The 19693-nt window shown below is 55.1% G+C and carries 16 protein-coding genes; 11 read left to right on the top strand and 5 right to left on the bottom strand.

Going from position 1 to position 19693, the window contains the following annotated elements:
• Positions 1-89: 89 nt before the first annotated feature.
• Complete coding sequence (locus tag TH3_RS09065) at positions 90-524, top strand: helix-turn-helix domain-containing protein (protein WP_007089902.1); 435 nt, start codon at positions 90-92, stop codon at positions 522-524.
• Positions 525-700: 176 nt separating this feature from the next.
• On the opposite strand, the gene gatB is transcribed toward TH3_RS09065, so the two are convergent.
• The 3 genes from gatB to gatC are packed head-to-tail and all read right to left on the bottom strand — an operon-like array spanning position 701 to position 3927.
• Positions 701-2155 carry an Asp-tRNA(Asn)/Glu-tRNA(Gln) amidotransferase subunit GatB gene (gene gatB, locus TH3_RS09060; protein WP_007089903.1) on the bottom strand — a complete coding sequence of 485 codons (1455 nt, stop codon included), beginning with the start codon at positions 2153-2155 and terminating at the stop codon, positions 701-703.
• 3 nt (positions 2156-2158) lie between these two features.
• Positions 2159-3637 (bottom strand): Asp-tRNA(Asn)/Glu-tRNA(Gln) amidotransferase subunit GatA, encoded by a 1479-nt coding sequence (gatA, locus tag TH3_RS09055; protein ID WP_007089904.1) that lies wholly within the window; start codon positions 3635-3637, stop codon positions 2159-2161.
• On the bottom strand, positions 3637-3927 hold the full coding sequence (gene gatC / locus TH3_RS09050) for an Asp-tRNA(Asn)/Glu-tRNA(Gln) amidotransferase subunit GatC (RefSeq protein WP_007089905.1): 291 nt from the start codon (positions 3925-3927) through the stop codon (positions 3637-3639). The genes gatA and gatC overlap by 1 nt, the downstream gene beginning before the upstream one ends.
• A 282-nt stretch (positions 3928-4209) precedes the next feature.
• Between gatC and ruvX the strand changes: the two genes are divergently transcribed.
• Positions 4210-4740: a Holliday junction resolvase RuvX gene (gene ruvX, locus TH3_RS09045; RefSeq protein ID WP_007089906.1), complete on the top strand. Its 531-nt coding sequence runs from the start codon at positions 4210-4212 to the stop codon at positions 4738-4740.
• 56 nt (positions 4741-4796) lie between these two features.
• Here the strand turns inward: ruvX and TH3_RS09040 are convergent, their stop codons facing one another.
• The gene (locus TH3_RS09040; RefSeq protein WP_007089907.1) at positions 4797-5624 is read right to left on the bottom strand and encodes a VOC family protein; all 828 of its coding nucleotides are present in this window, start codon (positions 5622-5624) and stop codon (positions 4797-4799) included.
• A 255-nt stretch (positions 5625-5879) separates the two neighbouring features.
• Here TH3_RS09040 and TH3_RS09035 point away from each other — a divergent pair, with 255 nt between their 5' ends.
• From TH3_RS09035 to rnr, 7 genes are all read left to right on the top strand, one after another.
• Complete coding sequence (locus TH3_RS09035) at positions 5880-6803, top strand: AEC family transporter (protein ID WP_007089908.1); 924 nt, start codon at positions 5880-5882, stop codon at positions 6801-6803.
• Between the two features lie 140 nt (positions 6804-6943).
• On the top strand, positions 6944-7903 hold the full coding sequence (locus TH3_RS09030) for an aspartate carbamoyltransferase catalytic subunit (RefSeq protein ID WP_110252313.1): 960 nt from the start codon (positions 6944-6946) through the stop codon (positions 7901-7903).
• The gene (locus tag TH3_RS09025; protein ID WP_007089910.1) at positions 7900-9237 is read left to right on the top strand and encodes a dihydroorotase; all 1338 of its coding nucleotides are present in this window, start codon (positions 7900-7902) and stop codon (positions 9235-9237) included. The genes TH3_RS09030 and TH3_RS09025 overlap by 4 nt, the downstream gene beginning before the upstream one ends.
• A gap of 2 nt (positions 9238-9239) precedes the next feature.
• The gene (gene plsY, locus TH3_RS09020; protein WP_007089911.1) at positions 9240-9887 is read left to right on the top strand and encodes a glycerol-3-phosphate 1-O-acyltransferase PlsY; all 648 of its coding nucleotides are present in this window, start codon (positions 9240-9242) and stop codon (positions 9885-9887) included.
• Between the two features lie 19 nt (positions 9888-9906).
• Positions 9907-11220 (top strand): DNA-processing protein DprA, encoded by a 1314-nt coding sequence (gene dprA / locus TH3_RS09015; protein WP_233421862.1) that lies wholly within the window; start codon positions 9907-9909, stop codon positions 11218-11220.
• 166 nt (positions 11221-11386) lie between these two features.
• Positions 11387-14038 (top strand): type I DNA topoisomerase, encoded by a 2652-nt coding sequence (topA, locus tag TH3_RS09010; RefSeq protein ID WP_007089913.1) that lies wholly within the window; start codon positions 11387-11389, stop codon positions 14036-14038.
• A gap of 48 nt (positions 14039-14086) precedes the next feature.
• Positions 14087-16516: a ribonuclease R gene (gene rnr / locus TH3_RS09005; protein ID WP_040059800.1), complete on the top strand. Its 2430-nt coding sequence runs from the start codon at positions 14087-14089 to the stop codon at positions 16514-16516.
• A gap of 54 nt (positions 16517-16570) precedes the next feature.
• Here the strand turns inward: rnr and TH3_RS09000 are convergent, their stop codons facing one another.
• The gene (locus TH3_RS09000) at positions 16571-17353 is read right to left on the bottom strand and encodes an Hpt domain-containing protein (protein ID WP_007089915.1); all 783 of its coding nucleotides are present in this window, start codon (positions 17351-17353) and stop codon (positions 16571-16573) included.
• Positions 17354-17490: 137 nt separating this feature from the next.
• Here TH3_RS09000 and TH3_RS08995 point away from each other — a divergent pair, with 137 nt between their 5' ends.
• The gene (locus TH3_RS08995) at positions 17491-17928 is read left to right on the top strand and encodes a DUF983 domain-containing protein (protein WP_007089916.1); all 438 of its coding nucleotides are present in this window, start codon (positions 17491-17493) and stop codon (positions 17926-17928) included.
• A 74-nt stretch (positions 17929-18002) separates the two neighbouring features.
• Entirely contained in the window at positions 18003-19619 is a 1617-nt protein-coding gene (locus TH3_RS08990; RefSeq protein WP_233421861.1) for a S41 family peptidase, read from the top strand.
• The last annotated feature ends 74 nt before the right edge of the window (positions 19620-19693 follow it).

Here is a 19693-nt window from a genome sequence, read left to right as displayed (position 1 = left end):
CAAAAGCATCAATTTTGAGAATCTAAATAAATCAAAGGTTCATGTTTTTTTGATTCTTCACACTCCAATTCCATACAGGAACAGCAGTTATGATAACCAACCTTAGTGAGCGAATAAGAGAGGCAAGAAAGCATCTAGGGCTTAGTGCATCGGAAGCAGCAAACCTTGCCGGACTTACACGCAAATCGTGGGAACGTTACGAGTTGGACAAAAATGAACCAAAAGCATCATCTTTGGCTGTACTGGTTGACAAGGGCATAGACGCAAGCTGGCTGCTGACAGGAAGGGGCAGCATGCTGAGAAGCGAAGTGCGGGATCAAGTGCGCGTGATTGACGCCGATTTAATACGCATGATTCTCGAGGAAATTGAATCCTATCGCTCACAAAACAATAGGACATGGGGCATATCGGAGGCGGCTCGCGTTATTGTTCTAAGCTATGAAATGCTGCAAGCAGAAAGAGATCGGGGTATTGAGCCATCTCCAAGAAACCTGAACCTACTCTTACAGGCAGCAAATCTGTGATTTAACGACAAAAAGCTCAGGTGCCTCCCAATTCTACAAAAATATGTTTTATGAAATCTTCAGGCAACATTTGGCTCATTAACGTTGAAGATGATTAGCGACACATAGAACCCAACAAAAAGCCGCCTGTTTCAGATCGAAACGGGCGGCTTTTGCACATCTTCTGATGATTGAAATCAGCCGAGGATTTTGTCGCGGAGCATCTGGTTGACCATGCCTGGGTTGGCTTTGCCACCCGTGGATTTCATGACCTGGCCAACGAACCAACCCAGCATGCGGTCCTTGCCGTCGCGGATTTCCTTAACCTTGTCCGGGTTGGCCGCAATGACTTCGTCGATTGCTGTTTCAATCGCACCGGTATCGGTGATCTGCTTCAGACCTTTTTCTTCCACGATCTTTTCCGGGTCATTGCCGGTTTCGATCATGATTTCAAAGACGTCCTTGGCGATGCGGCCTGAAATGGTGTCATCCGAGATCAGGTCCAGAAGTTTGCCGAGATTTTCGGCCGTAACCGGGCTTTCGGTGACGGGAACTTCCAGCTTGTTGAGCGCACCAAACAGGTTGGTGATCACCCAGTTCGCGGCAAGTTTGCCGTCGCGGCCCTTGGCAACGACTTCGTAATAGGCGGCCTTTTCCTGATCTGCGACGAGAACACCGGCATCATAAGCCGATAGGCCGTTTTCACGCATGAAGCGGGCTTTTTTCTCGTCCGGGAGTTCCGGCAGGGTCTTTTCGATTTCGGAAACGAATGCCTGATCGAATACTAGCGGCAGCAGATCCGGGTCCGGGAAATATCGGTAATCATGTGCCATTTCCTTGGACCGCATCGAACGGGTTTCACCCAGACGCGGATCGTAAAGACGGGTTTCCTGAACGATTTCGCCACCGGCTTCGATGACTTCGACCTGACGCTTTGCTTCGATCTCGATCGCCTGCATCACATAACGGATGGAGTTGACGTTCTTGATTTCGCAACGCGTGCCAAATTCGGCACCCGGACGACGGACCGAAACGTTGGCATCGCAACGCATCGAACCCTCGTTCATATTGCCATCGCATGTGCCAAGGTAACGCACAATCGCGCGCAACTTGGTCAGGTATGCGCCGGCTTCTTCCGGGGTGCGGATATCAGGCTTGGACACGATTTCCATCAGGGCAACGCCCGAACGGTTCAAATCGATATGCGAATATTTCGGGTCCTGATCGTGCATCGATTTACCGGCATCCTGTTCAAGATGCAGGCGTTCAATGCCAACCGATTTGGTCGAGCCATCAGGCATGTCGAGGATAATGATCCCCTCGCCGACAATCGGTTTGTCGAACTGTGAAATCTGATAGCCCTGCGGCAGATCGGCATAGAAGTAGTTCTTGCGCGCAAAGACGCTTTCAAGATTGATCCTGGCTTTGAGGCCAAGGCCGGTCTTGACGGCTTGCCGCACACATTCCTCGTTGATCACGGGCAACATGCCCGGCATGGCCGCGTCAACAAGGCTGACATTGGTGTTCGGATCGTTACCGAATGTGGTCGATGCACCGGAAAACAGTTTGGATTTGGAAACCACCTGACAGTGGACTTCCAGACCGACAACGATTTCCCAAGGGCCGGTTGAACCTTCGATGATATAGGTCATGGATCAGCCCTCCTGCCCGGCCGGTTTCGCGGTAAAGTTGGCGGCAGTTTCAAGCACGCCACCGACACGCAGAACGGTTTCTTCGTCAAACGGCTTACCAATCAGCTGCAGACCAAGCGGCAGACCTTCGGCAGACAGGCCCGTTGGAACGGACAGACCCGGAAGACCCGCAAGACTTGCCGGAACGGTAAAGACATCGTTCAGATACATTTTGACCGGATCGTCTTCGTTTTCACCAATAGCAAAGGCCGCCGACGGAGCGGTCGGTGCCAGAATGGCATCAACGGTGCCGAATGCGGTTGCGAAATCCTCGTAAATGCGACGACGGACTTTAAGGGCCTTGTTGTAGTAGGCGTCATAGTAGCCAGCCGACAGCACATAGGTGCCGATCATGATGCGGCGCTGGACTTCCTTGCCGAAACCAGCCGCACGTGACTTCATATACATGTCGTCCAGGCTGTCGCCTTCGTCCATGACGCGCTGGCCGTAACGCAGGCCGTCATAACGCGCAAGGTTCGAGGATGCCTCGGCCGGAGCAACGATATAATAGGTGCCAAGCGCATATTTGGTGTGCGGCAGGGTCACATCGACCACTTCGGCACCCGCATCACGCAGCATCGCAATACCGTTATCCCACAGCTTGTTGATTTCTTCGGGCATGTTATCGACACGGTATTCTTTGGGAATACCGATTTTCATGTCGCGAATGTCACCCGTCAGGGCGGCCTCGAAATCAGGAACCGCAACCGGGGCGGATGTGCTGTCCTTGGCATCGTGTCCGGCCATTGCGCCCAGCATGATCGCAGCGTCGCGAACGGTTTTGGTCATCGGACCAGCCTGATCAAGCGAGCTTGCAAAGGCGACAATGCCCCAGCGCGAGCAACGGCCATAGGTTGGCTTCAGGCCGACAATACCGCAATAGGATGCCGGTTGACGGATCGAGCCGCCGGTATCGGTACCGGTCGCCGCCAGCGCCATGCCCGCAGCAACAGCAGCCGCCGAACCACCAGATGAACCACCCGGAACCAGATCCTTGCCATCCTTGCCCTTCCACGGGTTGATGACATTGCCGTAATAGGACGAGGTATTGGACGACCCCATGGCGAATTCATCAAGGTTGGCCTTGCCGAGCATCACCGCGCCGTTATTGAACAGGTTGGTGGTGACGGTGGATTCATATTCCGGTTTGAACCCCTCAAGAATGTGCGAGGCTGCGGTCGTCTGGACACCTTCGGTGCAGAACAGATCCTTGATCGCAATCGGCAGGCCTTCCATTTTGCCCGCGTCACCCTTGGCGCGCTTGGCATCGGAAGCCTTGGCCATGTCGATGGCCTTGTCCGGGGTTTCGGTGATGTAAGCGTTCAGATTACGGTGCGCTTCCATCGATTTGATGTGGGCTTCGGTCAGTTCGACCGACGTGTAATCGCCCTTTGCCAGCCCGTCACGGGCTTCGGCAAGCGTCAGATTTGTCAGATCAGTCATTATTCAACCACCTTCGGCACAACAAAACAGCCAGCATCGGTCATCGGTGCGTTTGACAGCACTTTTTGCTGGATATTGCCATCGGTGACTTCGTCCTTGCGCATCGGCAGGGTCAGATCGGCAACCGACGTCAGGGGATCACAACCCTCGACATCAACTTCTTGCAGTTCCTCGACGAAATCGAGGATACGGGTCAAATCTCCCGCCAGTTCGCCAAGCCCTTCTTCGGACACGTTGATACGCGACAGAAAGGCGATCCTGCGAACTGTTTCCTTATCCAAAGACGACATGGATGAAAGTCTCTCTTAAGGAATGACAAAACACCCGACAGGCAGGCAGCCTGCCGGAACCTGAAATTACAGCGCGGAAACTAGCACCCCGCCGCCCCCGCCGCAAGGGCCGGAGACAGCCAATTTCGGCAACTTTTCCAACTGTTGGGAAAGATGCCGCCCGATCATGGCTGGCATCAGGGGCAAAGCCATGCTTTCACCGACGTTTCAGGCATGTCAGTATTGCGTTTCGCTGGTTGAAATGCGCTGGCGTTTTTTTGGCAACGCACCTATAAGGGCGCCATGATTTGCAATGACACACAGGAATTGCTGCGGTTTTTGTCACCGGCAGCACGCGTTTTGGGGCTGGATCTCGGCACCAAAACCATTGGCGTGGCCCTTTCAGATGTCGGGCTACAGATCGCGTCCCCCTATTCGCTGATTTCGCGCAAGAAATTCACGCGTGATATTGCCGAACTTTCGGCAATCGTCACCAAGCAGAATGTCGGCGGCATCATCATCGGTTTTCCGCGTGAACTTGACGGCATGATCGGCAAGGCATGCCACAGGGTTTATGCCTTTGTCGACGAAATGCAGAATTATATCGATCTGCCGATCCTGCTTTGGGATGAACGTCTTTCGACCAACGCGGTTGAACGCATCCTGATTGAAGATGTCGACATGACGCGTAAACGCCGGGCCCAGGTCGTCGATAAAACGGCTGCGGCCTATATCCTGCAAGGCGCGCTTGATAACCTTAATCTTCATACCGATCCGGGCGCAAACCCTGATGACGATGATGATGAAGATGAATTTGGTGACGAAGAAGCCTGATTTTCAGCTAAACGAAACCACTTGGTTTCAGAATTTTCGATCAGCCGCCCGTTTGTTCAGGCGGCTTTTCCTTTGGCCGTAAAAACAACCAGTGTTCCGAAAAATTTCGAGGGCGGCAGGATCAGACGGCCCTTTTTATGGATTGCCCCCATGGACTGGGCGGCTTGGGCAATCGTGTCGAGCGTGTTGACGATGATTTCATAACCGGCAAAGCCATCGGTAGGGAAAGCCGGGTCGTCAATTCCGAACCGAGTGACCATTTCATCACTATGCAGAGCTGTGACGATCTTCTCGGTTCCGATTTCTTCGACGAAATCCGTAACCGCGTCCGCCGCCCAATGCGTGAGGAATACCTTGCCAATCGCATAGGCGCCGTTGGCGTGGTTTTGATATTCCGGATAATAGAAATTCTGCGGCGGATGTCGATGCTGGCAGACAAAGGTCACCGCATGGCGCAACAGCGGATGATTGGCAAAGGCCAGCGAAAAGGCCAGATCGGTAAGCGAACCATCCGGGCGGGTTGCTTCGCGTTCGAACTTGAAAACACGGGGCACGGCGGCACCCGCGGCAATGAAATCCTCCCGGTCTTTTTCCGCATCGCGCGATTGCAGCGCCAGCATCGACATGCCTTCGCGCTGACGCAGATAATCGCGGTTATAAATCGGGAAGGAGAACGGCGCGGCAAGATCGGTTTCAGCGATTTTTTCCGGCTCGATCACGGCAAGCAATTCGATATACATGCCATCAAGCTGGATCAGGGCATTGCCAGTGCCAAACGGATGATTGGCACGCGGGGTGACGGTAAAACCCAGCTTGCGGTAAGCATCGCAGGCCGCATCGAGATCATTGACACATAGAACCAGATGATCGATTGCGCGACTCATGGGCTTTCCCCTGATTGCATTCCTGTTTGCCGCGGCAGGTCACAGCGCAGGAATTTCTTTCAATTGATAAATCAGTGCGTTGAACGCATTATCTGAGCTACATCCATTATCACAGGATGTCCGTGCAATGAAACAGGCAGTCTTTTCGATACGACGTCAGGCCGGACTGTTACAATGCAAACCATCACAGCAAATCACATAACAACCGATTAATAACCGCTCCATCGTGCGGCAAGATATTTTCGAAAGCGCCCCATGTTAGCCATCCTGTCCGCCCTGATACCGACCTTTGCCCTGATCGTGCTGGGCTTCATCCTGCGGCAACGCAAATTCCTGCCTGATGCGTTCTGGCCAGGGGCGGAAAAGCTGACCTATTATGTGACATTCCCGGCATTGCTGTTTTCCAATACAGCGCGCGCCGATCTGGGCAGCCTGCCACTAGCGGGAATTGCGACTGCGATGCTGGGCACGGTTTTCATATGTACCGTTCTTATCCTGATCGCCAAGCCGGTTCTGAAAGTCGGCAATCCGGCGTTTTCATCTCTGTTTCAGGGCGCCATCCGGCCCAATACCTATATCGGACTTGCCGTTGCCGCGGCCCTTCTGGGCGAAGCCGGATTGACGGTAACGGCCCTTTGCGTTGCCCTTGTCGTGCCGACGGTCAATGTGCTTTCGGTTCTGGCCTGCGCACATTGGGGGGATAATGACCGCACGCCCGGCGCGGTATCGCTTTTGCGCGATGTTCTGCGCAATCCGTTGCTGATGGCGTGTGTTCTTGGCATTGGGATCAATGTGACGGGATTTGGCCTGCCGCCAGTGCTTGGACCGTTTCTGGAAGTTCTGGGGCGTGCGGCATTGCCGATCGGGCTTCTGGCGGTTGGTGCGGGGCTTGATCTTTCGGCGGCACGACGCGCCGGGGGGCCGGTCGGATTTTCCACGCTGGGCAAACTTGTCATCAGCCCGGCAATTGCAGCGGGGCTTTGCCTTTTGCTCGGCCTGCCGCAGGTCGAACTGGCGGCGGTTGTGCTGTATGCAGGATTGCCCTGTTCGGCGAGTGCGTTTGTGCTGGCGCGCCTGATGGGTGGTGACGCCCCGATGATGGCCAGCATCATTACGGTTCACACGCTTGTTGCGATTGTCAGCATTCCGATCCTTGCGGTTTTGCTGCATGTGGTGTGATGTAAACCAAGCGAAATATTGACCATGCGGTCAGGATGTTGGGGCAATATTTTAACTTTCCGTGGCAGGGGCAATTGGGTATGCTCCGCGCGAAATTCTGCCCATACCATTTAAGGAATATGTGCAACGCCATGAGTGTCATGGGACCAGCGGCGGATCACTATCCGCACCCTCACCTCCTCGGTATCGAAGGTCTTACCCCGGGGGAAATCACCCTTATTCTTGATCGTGCCCAGCATTATGCGGAAAAGAACCGCACAGCAGACAAGACCAGCAACATTCTTGCCGGGGCCACGGTCGTCAATCTGTTCTATGAAAATTCGACCAGAACGCTGACATCGTTTGAACTTGCCGCCAAGCGGCTGGGGGCGATGGTCATCAACATGACGGTCGGCACCAGTTCGGTTAAAAAGGGTGAAACCCTGATTGATACGGCAATGACGCTCAATGCCATGAACCCCGATGCACTTGTGGTCCGTCACGGTGACAGCGGTGCGGTCAAGCTTCTGAGCGAGAAGGTCAATTGTGCGGTTCTCAATGCCGGGGATGGCCGCCACGAGCACCCGACACAGGCGTTGCTTGATGCGCTGACCATCCGCCGCCACAAGGGCCGCCTGCATCGGCTTAATGTTGCGATCTGCGGCGATATCGCGCATTCGCGCGTCGCCCGGTCCAATATCCTGCTGCTTAATACCATGGGATCGCGCGTGCGCCTTGTCGCGCCGCCGACCCTGATCCCGTCAAAGATCGACCGGATGGGGGTCGAGATTTTCCATGACATGGAAGAAGGCCTTAAGGATTGCGACATCGTCATGATGCTGCGCCTTCAGCTTGAACGCATGGAAGGAAGCTTTATCCCGTCGGTCCGCGAATATTTCCATTTCCATGGCCTTGATCGCGCCAAGCTTGCCAATGCCAAGCCCGACGCGCTGATCATGCATCCCGGCCCGATGAATCGCGGGGTCGAAATCGACAGCGAAGTCGCCGACGACGTCGAACGATCCGTCATCCGCGAACAGGTTGAAATGGGGGTTGCGGTGCGCATGGCCGCCCTTGAATTGCTGGTCCAGAACCACAGACAGGCAGGAGGCCAGGCATGACCCCCGCCATTCGCGTAAAGGGTACGGGCCGTAAGGCCATCATCAATGCCCGTCTGCTTAACCCGGCGGCACAGACCGACAGTACGGGCGGCATCCTGATTGAAAACAGCAAGATCATCGATTGCGGTGCGCAGGTCACCCGCGAAAACCTGCCCAAGGATTGCGAGATTGTTGATGCTGCGGGTGCGTGTCTTGCGCCCGGGCTTGTCGATATGCGCGCGCAATTGCGCGATCCGGGGTTCGAACATCAGGAAACCATCGAAACCGCCGGTCGTTCGGCGGCGGCTGGCGGGATCACCACAATCATCGCCCTGCCCAATACCGATCCGGTAATTGACGATGTGGCCGGTGTCGAATTTATCGCACGCCGGGCACGCAAGGTTGGCCTCGCCAAGGTTTTTGCCTATGGCGCGGTATCAAAGGGCATTGAGGGTGGCGAAATCACCGAGATGGGCCTTTTGCATCAGGCCGGTGCAGTGGCATTTTGCGATGGCGTGAAAACCATCGCCAGTGCCCGGTTGCTGCGACAAGCATTGTCCTATTCGACCTTCTTTGACGGCATGATTGTCCAGCATCCCGAGGAACCGGAACTTTCCAGGGGGGCGTCGATGAATAGTGGCGAACTTGCCACGCGCCTTGGTCTTAGCGGTGTATCACCCCTTGCGGAAGTCATGCAGATAGAGCGCGATTTGCGGCTGGTTGAAATGACAGGCGGACGTTTGCATTTTGCCCATATCTCGACAGGAGAGTCGGTCGAGGTGATCCGCAAGGCCAAGAAACGCGGCCTTAAGGTCACGTGCGATACCGCCCCGTTCTATTTTGCGCTTAACGAAAATGCGGTTTCGGATTACCGGACCTTTGCCAAGCTGTCGCCCCCACTTCGGTCCGAAGACGACCGTCAGGCGATTGTGGCAGGCCTTGCCGATGGCACGATTGATGCCATCGCGTCGGACCATAATCCGCAGGATGTTGACTCCAAACGCCTGCCTTTTGCGCAGGCCACCGCCGGTGGTGTTGGTTTTGAAACACTTCTGCCGATCACGCTGGAGCTTTATCATAACGGGCACATGTCGATGCTTGATGTGATTACCAAGCTGACAACCGCCCCTGCGAGACTGGTACGCATCAAGGGTGCCGGTACGCTTGAAATCGGGACGGCAGCCGATCTGGTGCTGTTTGATTCGGATCGCCCGTGGAAGATTGATCCTTATCAGTTCGAGTCAAAATCGAAAAACTCGCCATTTGACGGCCGCCTTACCCAAGGCCGTGTCCTGCGCACCATCATTGATGGTCGCGAGGTTTTTGCCGATCCCTCTGTCGCGGAAGGCGCGTGAATATGGAACTTGATGCCACTTACAAGGCAACCCTGATGTCGCTGCAGATTGCGACCGTTTGCGGTTATCTGCTGGGCTCGATCCCGTTTGGTCTGGTTCTGACGCGGATGGCCGGACTTGGCGATATCCGCAAGATCGGATCGGGCAATATTGGTGCGACCAACGTACTGCGTACCGGCAACAAATTTCTGGCATTCCTGACACTTGTCGGCGATGTCGGCAAGGGTGCGGCAGCAGCCCTGCTATTTACCCATTTTGTCAATGCCGAGGCCGGTATTTTTGCTGGTGGTGCCGCGGTTGTCGGGCACATGTTCCCCGTATGGCTGCGTTTCAAGGGCGGCAAGGGTGTTGCCACCACCCTTGGGACCCTTGTTGCGGTCAACTGGATCATGGGGCTTGTCGCGGCAGCGACGTGGCTTGTCATGGCGCTGATTTTCCGCATTTCATCGCTTTCGGCCCTGATAGCGATGATTGCCGCCCCGATTGCCGCCTTCCTGATCGCCAATGATCCCGGTGCCGGGTGGCTTGCAATCTTCCTTGCGGTGATTGTCTGGGCTGCACATCACAGCAATATCCGCCGCCTTCTTAAAGGCGAAGAGCCGAAAATCGGCCAGAAGAAAAAAGAAGCCGCAGCCACCAGCGAAGAATAAGCTGTGCAGTTGGAATAGCTTGACGAAACAACGCCCGGATGATCACAATCCGGGCGTTATGGTTTCTGACATGCAACAACCGATACGATTACCGCAATCTGAACGCCTCGCACGTATGCGACTGGCGCGCAGTACCAATGTTGGCCCGGTCACATTCCGCAAGCTGGTCGAGCGGTTCGGATCGGCACGCAATGCCATTGATGCCCTGCCCGATATCATCGCGCGCACAGGTGGCAAACGGCAGATTGTTCTGGCAACGCGCGAAGACACGATTGCCGAAATTGAACAGGCGCGCGCCTGCGATGCCAAGCCGGTGATTATCGGTGATCCGGAATATCCGGTGATGCTGGCCGCGATCGAGGATGCCCCACCCTATTTTTATGCGCTGGGTCGTGTTGAACTTTTGACCAGGCCAACCATCGGGATCGTCGGTGCCCGCAATGCATCGGCCAATGGGTGCGGTTTTGCCCGGCGGTTATCCGCCGCCCTTTGCGACGCGGGATATGTTGTCGCATCGGGCATGGCGCGCGGGATTGATGGCGCGGTTCATGATGCCTGTCTGCAAATCGCAAATACAGATGGCGGCACCGTCACGGTTCTGGGCGGGGGTGTGGATGTGATCTATCCGCGTGAACATGCCGATCTGTATCACAAGCTTTGCGAAAATGGCTGCGTGATTTCGGAAATGCCACCGGGACTTAATCCGCAGGCACGGCATTTTCCAAGGCGCAACCGAATCATTTCCGGCCTGTCGCATGGCGTTGTCGTGGTCGAGGCCGGACGCAATTCCGGATCGCTGATTACCGCGCGTTTTGCCGGAGAACAGGGACGTGATGTTTTTGCCGTTCCAGGCAGTCCGACCGATCCGCGTGCGGCAGGCCCCAACAGCCTGATCCGTGACGGGGCGATCCTGTGCGACTCCGTTGATGTGATTTTGGATGCCTTGCGTGTTTCCGAACAAAACAACCATCTGCGTGAAGGAATTCATCATTTTGCCATCGACGGCCGTGCGACAACCACAACCAGTTCATCAGATGATTTCAGCGACATCACCAAATCCATCGAACGCGATGCCCAAAGCGCGATCATCGTCGACACCCCGGAAAGCATTGATAACCAAGAAGAAACAGGGGTCCCTGCCCCGACCCGAAACGGAGACCGTGAAACAGACCATATACTTGAATTATTGTCGTCCAGTCCGCTTCTGATTGACCAGCTTATCCGGGCTTCTGGCATGCCTGCCGATGTGATTTCGACCATGCTGATTGAGCTTGAGCTTGCAGGAAGGGTTGAACGTCACCCCGGAAATAGGGTATCGCGTATCGCCGAATGAGTGTCGCAGACATCTGTGCTGCGACAATATTGTTGTGATTTGCCGCAATTTGCGCAATCTGATCTGAAATACGATCACACTATATATATGTGTCGGACATTCGGATCATTCGCAGCACGACATACATTTTCGCCCCAGGGCGCAAGAACCGGACACGAAAAACGTAATGAATCTTGTCATCGTCGAATCCCCGGCCAAAGCCAAGACGATCAATAAATATCTCGGTGACGATTACAAGGTGCTGGCCTCGTTTGGTCACATCCGCGATCTTCCGTCAAAAGATGGATCAGTTGATCCCGACAACGAATTTGCGATGGTCTGGGAAACCGATGGCCGTTCCGAAAAACAGATCCGCGAGATCGCATCGGCTGCACGCGATGCCGATACCATCTATCTCGCGACTGACCCGGATCGCGAAGGGGAAGCGATTTCGTGGCATATTCTGGAAGTTCTGGAACAGAAAAAGCTTTTGCGCGGTCGCGATATTCATCGCGTTGTGTTCCACGAGATTACGAAAAAAGCGGTTACCGACGCGATTGCCAATCCGCGCGAGCTTAATCAGGAATTGGTCGATGCCTATCTGGCGCGCCGTGCCCTTGATTATCTGGTGGGCTTTAACCTGTCGCCGGTTCTGTGGCGCAAATTGCCCGGATCACGGTCGGCCGGTAGAGTTCAGTCGGTCGCCCTTCGCCTGATTTGCGAGCGCGAGATTGAGATCGAAGCATTCCGCCCCGACGAATACTGGTCACTCGAAGCCGGTTTCAAGGTGCCTGAGGGCAACTTCACCGCGCGTCTGACTCATCTGAACGGTGAGAAGCTTGATAAGCTGGCACTGGGCAATGAGGGTGCAGCGACGATTGCCAAGGAAAAGGTCGAAAGCCGCAGCTATACGGTTTCAAAGGTCGAGCGCAAAGATGTCAAACGTCGTCCGCAGCCGCCTTTCACCACCTCGACCCTGCAACAGGAAGCGTCACGCAAGCTGGGCTTTGGCGCGAAACGCACCATGCAGCTGGCACAGCGCCTTTATGAAGGGGTTGATATCGGTGGCGAGACAGTTGGCCTGATCACCTATATGCGTACCGATGCGGTCGTGCTGTCGGGCGAGGCACTGGCAGCAGCACGCCGCCTGATTTCCAAGGATTACGGTGAAAATTACCTGCCACCAAGTGCGCGCAGCTTTGCCAACAAGGCCAAGAACGCACAGGAAGCCCACGAAGCCATCCGCCCGACGGACCTGTTCCGTCGCCCTGATCAGGTTGCGCGTCACCTGGATAAGGATCAGCTTGCGCTTTATACCCTGATCTGGAAACGCACCGTCGCCTGCCAGATGGAAGATGCCAAATTCGATCAGGTCGCGGTTGATCTGTCATCGAATGACAATCACGTGGTTCTGCGCGCCAATGGTTCCGTCGTCAAATTCGACGGTTTCCTGAAACTGTATCAGGAAGGCAAGGATGACGAGGCAGAAGACGAAAATGATCGTCGTCTGCCCCCTTTGAACGAAGGCCAGAAGCCCGATCTTGGCAAAGTCAGTATCGACCAGCATTTCACACAGCCCCCGCCCCGTTATACCGAGGCGAGCCTGGTCAAGAAAATGGAAGAACTGGGTATTGGCCGTCCGTCGACCTATGCGTCGATCATTTCGGTGTTGCAGGATCGCGATTATGTGACGCTGGACAAGCGCCGCTTTGTCGCACAGGACCGCGGTCGTCTGGTCACGGCGTTCCTGTCGAAATTCTTTGAACGTTACGTGCAGTACAACTTTACGGCCGATCTGGAAAACCAGCTTGATGACGTTTCAAACGGAAGCCTTGCTTGGCGCGATGTGCTGAACCAGTTCTGGTCGGCCTTTAAGGGTAACGTTGACGAAGCCAAGGAACTGAAGATCACCGATGTGCTTGATGCGCTTCAGGTGATGCTGGAAAATTACCTGTTCCCGACGCGCGACGACGGCACGGACCCGCATAAATGCCCGAAATGCACTGATGGCACGCTCAGTCTTAAGCTTGGCAAATTCGGCGCGTTCCTTGGCTGTTCGAATTATCCGGAATGCAACTTTACCCGTCCGCTGGTTGCCAATGAAAATGGCGGCGATTCCGAACTTGATTCCGGGCCCAAGGTGCTTGGCATCGACAAGGAAACCGGCAAGGAGATCACCCTGCGCAAAGGCCCTTATGGTGTTTATGTGCAGCTGGGTGAAGAAGAGGAAGTCGAAGGCAAGAACGGCAAACCAAAAAAGGTCAAACCGAAGCGGACATCGCTTCCAAAAGGTCTGGAGCCATCGGTTGTCGATCTGACCAAGGCGGAAGAATTGCTGACATTGCCGCGTCTGGTGGGCGTATTCCCCGACACCGGAGAGGAAATCAAGGCAAATGTCGGCCGTTTTGGCCCCTATGTTCAGGCGGGCAGCATTTTTGCATCGCTTAAGGCCGAGGATGACGTTCTGATGGTTGGTGAAAACCGCGCCATTGCCCTGATTGCGGATAAACGCGAAAAAGCAGGCAAGGAAATCGGCAAACATCCCGATGACGGCGAACCGATATTCCTGGCCGATGGCCGTTGGGGTCCGTTTGTCAAACACAAGAAAACCAATGCCAATCTGCCGCGTGACACCAACAAGGAAGATGTCACGCTGGAAATGGCCATTGCGGCATTGAAGGAAAAGGAAGCCAAATCGGGGAAACCGGCCAAGGCAACCAAAACCGCAGCAAAAAAAACAACGACGAAAAAGGCGGCCCCCAAGAAACCGGCTGCCAAAAAGACCGCTGCAAAGAAACCTGCAGCAAAGAAAACAACTAGGAAAGAGGCGGCGAATTAATCGCCGCCTTCCTTTTCTTGACGATAAAATTGAAAGGACGCCGCGAAGTTGGCGAACGACACAGAAAATAAAACCCCGTTCCCCACACGGGAACAGATCATGGAATTCATCGATATGAGCCCCACCCCGGTGGGGAAGCGCGAAATTGCGCGCGCCTTCAACATCAAGGGTGCAGCGAAGATCGAGCTTAAAAAGATCCTGAGGGATCTGAAAATCGGTGGTGACGTGGTCAAGGGCCGCAGACGGTTTGACAAACCCGACCACCTGCCGCCGGTTGAAGTACTGGAAATCATCGGCATCGATGATGATGGCGAAGTAATTGCCCGTCCCAATGTCTGGAAAGAAGATTACGAACCACCGGTCATTTACGTGAAAACGATCCGGCGTGGCGGACCAAGCGCACCGGGAATTGGCGACAAGATCCTTGCCAAGCTGCGCTATACCGGCAAGCAGACCTATGAAGCCAGCATCATGCGGGTTCTGGGCAGCGGCCCGCAACGCGTTCTGGGCATTTTTCGCCCCAATGAACGTGAAGGCCGGGTTGTGCCCACAGACCGCAAGGATAGCGGCGAGATCGCCGTGCCGCTGGATGACCATCCCGATCTTGAAGGTGGTTCGTTGGTTCTGACCGAAATTCTGCCGGGCAAGCATTTCGGCCTGCGCAAAGGCCGGATTACAGAGGTTCTGGGCAATATCAACGAACCGAAATCCATCAGTCTGGTATCGATCCATGCGCGTGGTATTCCTTTTGAATTCCCGCCCGAGGTCGAATTGCAGGCGCGTGAGTCCAAGGCAACGCCGATGGGCAAGCGCACAGATCTGCGCGATATCCCGCTGGTGACGATTGACGGTGCTGATGCGCGCGACTTTGACGATGCCGTATGGGCCGAACCCGATTCCGATCCGGAAAACGAGGGCGGCTGGCACATCATGGTCGCGATTGCGGATGTGTCCTGGTATGTGCGCCCGCACGACGCGCTCGACCGTGAAGCGGTAAAGCGCGGCAATAGTTGCTATTTCCCGGACCGGGTCGTGCCGATGTTGCCGTTTGAACTCTCAAACGGCTGGTGTTCGCTGGTTCCACACGAAGATCGCGGCTGCATGGCCGTCGAGATGTGGTTAAACAGGCACGGTACAAAGTTGCGGCACAAATTCTGTCGCGGGATGATGCGATCAGCAGCACGCCTGACCTATGATCAGGTTCAACGCGCGATGGATGGCTATCCCGATGACACCACTGGCCCGTTGCTTGACACCATTATCAAGCCGCTTTACGGCGCGTATGAAGCGTTTCTTGAAGCACGTAAAGGGCGTGGTGTTCTGGAACTTGATCTTCCGGAACGCAAGATCGAGCTGAATGACAAAGGCCAGATCATTGCCATTGCCCCGCGGGCACGCTTTGACAGCCACAAGCTGATCGAGGAATTCATGGTCGCGGCCAATGTCTGTGCGGCCGAGGAACTTGAACGGATCAAGCAGCCCTGCATGTATCGTATTCACGATGCGCCAAGCGAGGAAAAGCTTGAGGCACTTCATGAATTCCTTGAAGGGGCTGGATACAAGCTGAACAAGGGGGCGGTCCTGCGCCCGCGCGATTTCAACCGCATCCTTGAACAGGCCAAGGACACCCCGGAAGCCGAGCTAATCAACACGGTTGTGCTGCGTAGTCAGTCACAGGCCATGTATAGCCCGGATAATATCGGGCACTTTGGTCTGGCCCTTAAGAAATATGCCCATTTCACATCCCCGATCCGGCGTTATGCCGACCTTCTGGTGCATCGCGCGCTGATTGCGGGCCTGAAACTTGGCGAAGGCGGATTACCGCCCGAAGATGGCGAACGGTTCGAGCAGATCGGCGAAGACATTTCCGGCACCGAACGGCGGGCGGCCATGGCCGAACGTGATGCGGTTGACCGTTATGTCGCGGCCTATATGGCCGACAAGGTCGGCGCGGAATTCCCCGGACGTGTTTCGGGGGTCACGCATTTTGGCCTGTTCGTATCGCTTCAGGAAACCGGTGCCGATGGTCTCGTCCCGATTTCCACCCTGCCCGATGATTATTATGTGCATGATGCCATCGGACATGCATTGGTCGGGCAAAATCGCGGCAAGACATTCCGTCTGGGCGATGATGTTGTTGTCCGCATTGCCGAGGCGGATGCAGCAACCGGATCGCTTGCGCTGCGTCTGGCGGGTCATGCCGATATCACCGACCGTGACCTGATCGAACGGCCGCGTGGACGCGGCAAGCGCCGTGGCAGCCCCGGTGATCGCAGCCACCGTCACGGCACCAAACCGGGTTTCCGCGCCAATCCAAAGGATAAAAGCGGTGCATCTGGTGGTGGCCCCCGTGGGGGAAACCCGGGCAGCAAGCCTAGTGCCAAGGCTGCAGGCAAGAAGAAAACCACACCCAAAAAACAGCGCAAGCTGGTGGCATCAAGCCGGGTCGCACGCAACACGACCAAACGCGAAAGTTAAAGAAAAAGGGCGGCCGCGATGGTCGCCCTTTTTCGTTGATATCGGATGTTGCAATCAGTCAAGCGTTTCAATGAACTTTGCCAGATGCTCGGCTGTCTGCTTGCCCCGGTTTGAAATGATCACGACATTTGATGGCAGACCTTCCAGATCGGGGTGGAATGCCTCGAAGCTGGTCAGAAGGCCAAGCGCCTTGTCCTTCATGGTTTTCATTGCGGCAAGGGCGCGGATCAGTTCGATCCCGCTTAGACCATCAAGGACCGCCGCAGTGATGATTGCATCTGGGCGCGATTGCACGACGGTCTCGAATGCTTCGACTGCGTTACGTGCGGTGATGGTCCGGAACCCCTTTTCGCGCAATTCGCGTTGCAGAAAGTGCGCCTGAACCGTGGTTGCAGTGACAATCAGAACTTCTTTGTCATGCGCTGTTGGCGTGTTCGAGACGCTATCCTCATCCCCCTTTTTTGCACTTCGGGTCGGCAATGAGCGCAGAATGCGGGTTTCTTCCTCCGCCGGGGGATTGGTCCCGCTTTCGATGATTTCGCGGATCCATGTCGTGAAATCGACAAGCGATGCGGCTTCGAGATCATCAATTTCAGTCAGTTCGGCGATGTAATCTTCCATGCGGTGCGCAATAGCGCCGACAAGCGGGAAACCGAACGATCCGGCCAGACCTTTGACTGTGTGGGCTTCGCGCCGCAGTTCGGCGATGCCAACATCAGCCTTGTCCATACCGCCGGCAACACGATCAATGGTGGTTTCGATGCGGTCTGCGCGTTCCAGAGTGTCTTCAATGAAATCCTGTTTCAGTCGGGCGACGATATCGTCTGCATTCCCCATCTGGGCGCTCCTGTACCGGGTTGAAGACATCAGTATCAAAGAGTCGGTATTATAACGGCGTTTCGCAGGGTTTTCAGCCATGCCAGAAAAGCACTTGCCCGATCACTTCAACTTCATGATGATAGATATCCGTTTCAATGCCCCTTTTTTTCGGCCCGATCAAGGGGCTGGATCAAAAAACAGGAACGAATGCCACCATGCAGCCAGAATATAGCGAACAAAGCAGCGGGTCGCGCCTGCTAACCGGTCTTAGCCGCGGTTTCCGCCGGAAATGCCCCAATTGCGGGCATGGACTTGCGTTTGGCGGGTATCTGAAGCTGCGTCAGGAATGTGATTGCTGTGCGCATCCGATCGGCGAATATCGCTGTGATGATGCACCGCCCTATTTCACGATTTTCATTGTCGGCCATATCGTTGTTGGCGGGGCGCTTACGATGGAACAATCCATGCAGCCATCCATGGCGCTGCAACTGTCGGTCTGGCTGCCGATCACCGTTTTGCTTTGCCTTGGCTTCCTGCCCTTTATCAAGGGGGCGGTGCTTGGAACCCAGTGGGCGATGAAGATCAAGGGATAGTCATTGTCGACTGCACATCATTCGCAGTAGAATGACTTTCACGTTGATCCATCTCCTTTCGGATTGAGCACATTTTGGCATCAGCCACACAGGACTTCGATACTGTTTCTTTCCGTCCGGCCTTGCGCCCGATAAGGCGTTTTGCCGGAATGGTTGGTATTTGCCTTTTGCTGGCCGGGTGTGTGACCCAGCATGCGGATGTGATCATTTCAAATGATGATGCGCAGACCCGCGATGTGATGTCACAAACCATCGAACTGGTCGCGACCCGATATATTGATCCAATTGGCCGTGAACAGATCGTTGTCAATGCGCTTGACGGGCTTTCGACCATTGATCCGAACATTCGCATCGGCATGACGCCTGACGAAATCATCCTTGGATATAACGGCAAAACCGTTCGCAATCTTGCCCTGCCTGCTGCCGATAGCGAAGAACAGGACACCCTTTTGTGGACGGAGCTGACGCTTAAGGGCGTTGGCATTTACCGGGTTTATTCACCAGACTTGCGCCATGCCGATCCGCTTTCGGTACAATCGGCCCTTGTCAGTGGATCAATCAAGAATCTTGATCGATACAGCCGTTACGAGGGTCCCAGCCAGGCCGAAACGGCGCGGACACGACGCGATGGTTATATCGGGGTTGGCGTGCGACTGATCGGTGGCGATGGATATCCGGTCATCAAGAAAGTGCACGAAGACAGCCCGGCGGCCAGGGCAGGCCTTAATATCGGCGATCAACTGATTTCGGTGAACGGGATCAACCTTTATAACCGGACCGCGACCTATGCCAGCGACCTTTTGCATGGCGAGGAAGGCACACGTGTTTCAATCGAAATCAATGGGGCCGATAGCCCGGTCGTCACACCGGTTGAAATCATGCGCGAACGCGTTATCGGCCGGACCGTTTTTGCCGAAATTCGCGACAATATCCTGATTGCCCGGATCGCCAGTTTTAACAGCGCGACGGCACAGGCGCTTGGCGATGAAATCCTGAAGGCCGATCTTTATCCTGGTGGTTTGCGTGGGGTGATCCTTGACCTTCGCGGCAATCGTGGCGGGCTTTTGCAGCAGGGTGTGGAGGTTGCCGATCTGTTTATTGCCGGTGGCCCGATTGCCAATACCCGATCACGCGTGATGGCCGCGCGCCATATCTTCAAAGCCGATGCCGAGGACCTGACCCGCGGTGCGCCGCTTGTGGTTCTGATTGATGGAAGAACGGCATCATCGGCCGAACTGGTCGCCGCGGCCCTTCAGGACCGCAATCGCGCCGTCCTGATCGGGTCGACCAGTTTTGGCAAGGGATCGGTTCAGGCGATCAATGATCTTTCGAACAAGGGTACCCTGACCTTTACATGGTCACAGATGACGGCTCCATCCGGTTACACATTTGATCGTATCGGACTTTTCCCGTCGATCTGCACAACCGCCGACGGAGTTGGTCCGGATGAACAGATCAAATCTGCATTGGCCCATCGCGATGACATGGTCGCCGTGATGACAAAATGGCGCAAGCTTGATTATCAGAACGAACAGGCACGACAGGACCTTAGAAAGGTGTGCCCGGCCCGTCAGGGCATTGATGAAAACGACATTGATATCGCGCTTGAATTGATCAAAAACCTCCCGGGTTACAAGGATTTGGCTCAGTTGCCGATCAATGAGATTGCCGATACCTTTGCCTCGCAATAAAAATGGCATTATTTTTGCCAAAATGGCTTGACACCCGGCGCATAACCTTTATGTTCCGCGGCCTGAGATACACC

The sequence above is a fragment of the Thalassospira xiamenensis M-5 = DSM 17429 genome, from assembly GCF_000300235.2.
In the GTDB taxonomy this organism is placed as follows: domain Bacteria; phylum Pseudomonadota; class Alphaproteobacteria; order Rhodospirillales; family Thalassospiraceae; genus Thalassospira; species Thalassospira xiamenensis.
The sequence above is the reverse complement of the archived record's forward strand: the minus strand, read 5'-3'. Positions and strand labels throughout refer to the sequence as shown.

Excerpts from the sequence above, each read along its gene's own strand:
- TH3_RS09065 (WP_007089902.1), top strand. The coding sequence starts at position 90 with ATGATAACCAACCTTAGTGAGCGAATAAGAGAGGCAAGAAAGCATCTA.
- gatB (WP_007089903.1), bottom strand. The coding sequence starts at position 2,155 with ATGACCTATATCATCGAAGGTTCAACCGGCCCTTGGGAAATCGTTGTC.
- gatA (WP_007089904.1), bottom strand. The coding sequence starts at position 3,637 with ATGACTGATCTGACAAATCTGACGCTTGCCGAAGCCCGTGACGGGCTG.
- gatC (WP_007089905.1), bottom strand. The coding sequence starts at position 3,927 with ATGTCGTCTTTGGATAAGGAAACAGTTCGCAGGATCGCCTTTCTGTCG.
- ruvX (WP_007089906.1), top strand. The coding sequence starts at position 4,210 with ATGATTTGCAATGACACACAGGAATTGCTGCGGTTTTTGTCACCGGCA.
- TH3_RS09040 (WP_007089907.1), bottom strand. The coding sequence starts at position 5,624 with ATGAGTCGCGCAATCGATCATCTGGTTCTATGTGTCAATGATCTCGAT.
- TH3_RS09035 (WP_007089908.1), top strand. The coding sequence starts at position 5,880 with ATGTTAGCCATCCTGTCCGCCCTGATACCGACCTTTGCCCTGATCGTG.
- TH3_RS09030 (WP_110252313.1), top strand. The coding sequence starts at position 6,944 with ATGGGACCAGCGGCGGATCACTATCCGCACCCTCACCTCCTCGGTATC.
- TH3_RS09025 (WP_007089910.1), top strand. The coding sequence starts at position 7,900 with ATGACCCCCGCCATTCGCGTAAAGGGTACGGGCCGTAAGGCCATCATC.
- plsY (WP_007089911.1), top strand. The coding sequence starts at position 9,240 with ATGGAACTTGATGCCACTTACAAGGCAACCCTGATGTCGCTGCAGATT.
- topA (WP_007089913.1), top strand. The coding sequence starts at position 11,387 with ATGAATCTTGTCATCGTCGAATCCCCGGCCAAAGCCAAGACGATCAAT.
- TH3_RS09000 (WP_007089915.1), bottom strand. The coding sequence starts at position 17,353 with ATGGGGAATGCAGACGATATCGTCGCCCGACTGAAACAGGATTTCATT.
- TH3_RS08995 (WP_007089916.1), top strand. The coding sequence starts at position 17,491 with ATGCCCCTTTTTTTCGGCCCGATCAAGGGGCTGGATCAAAAAACAGGA.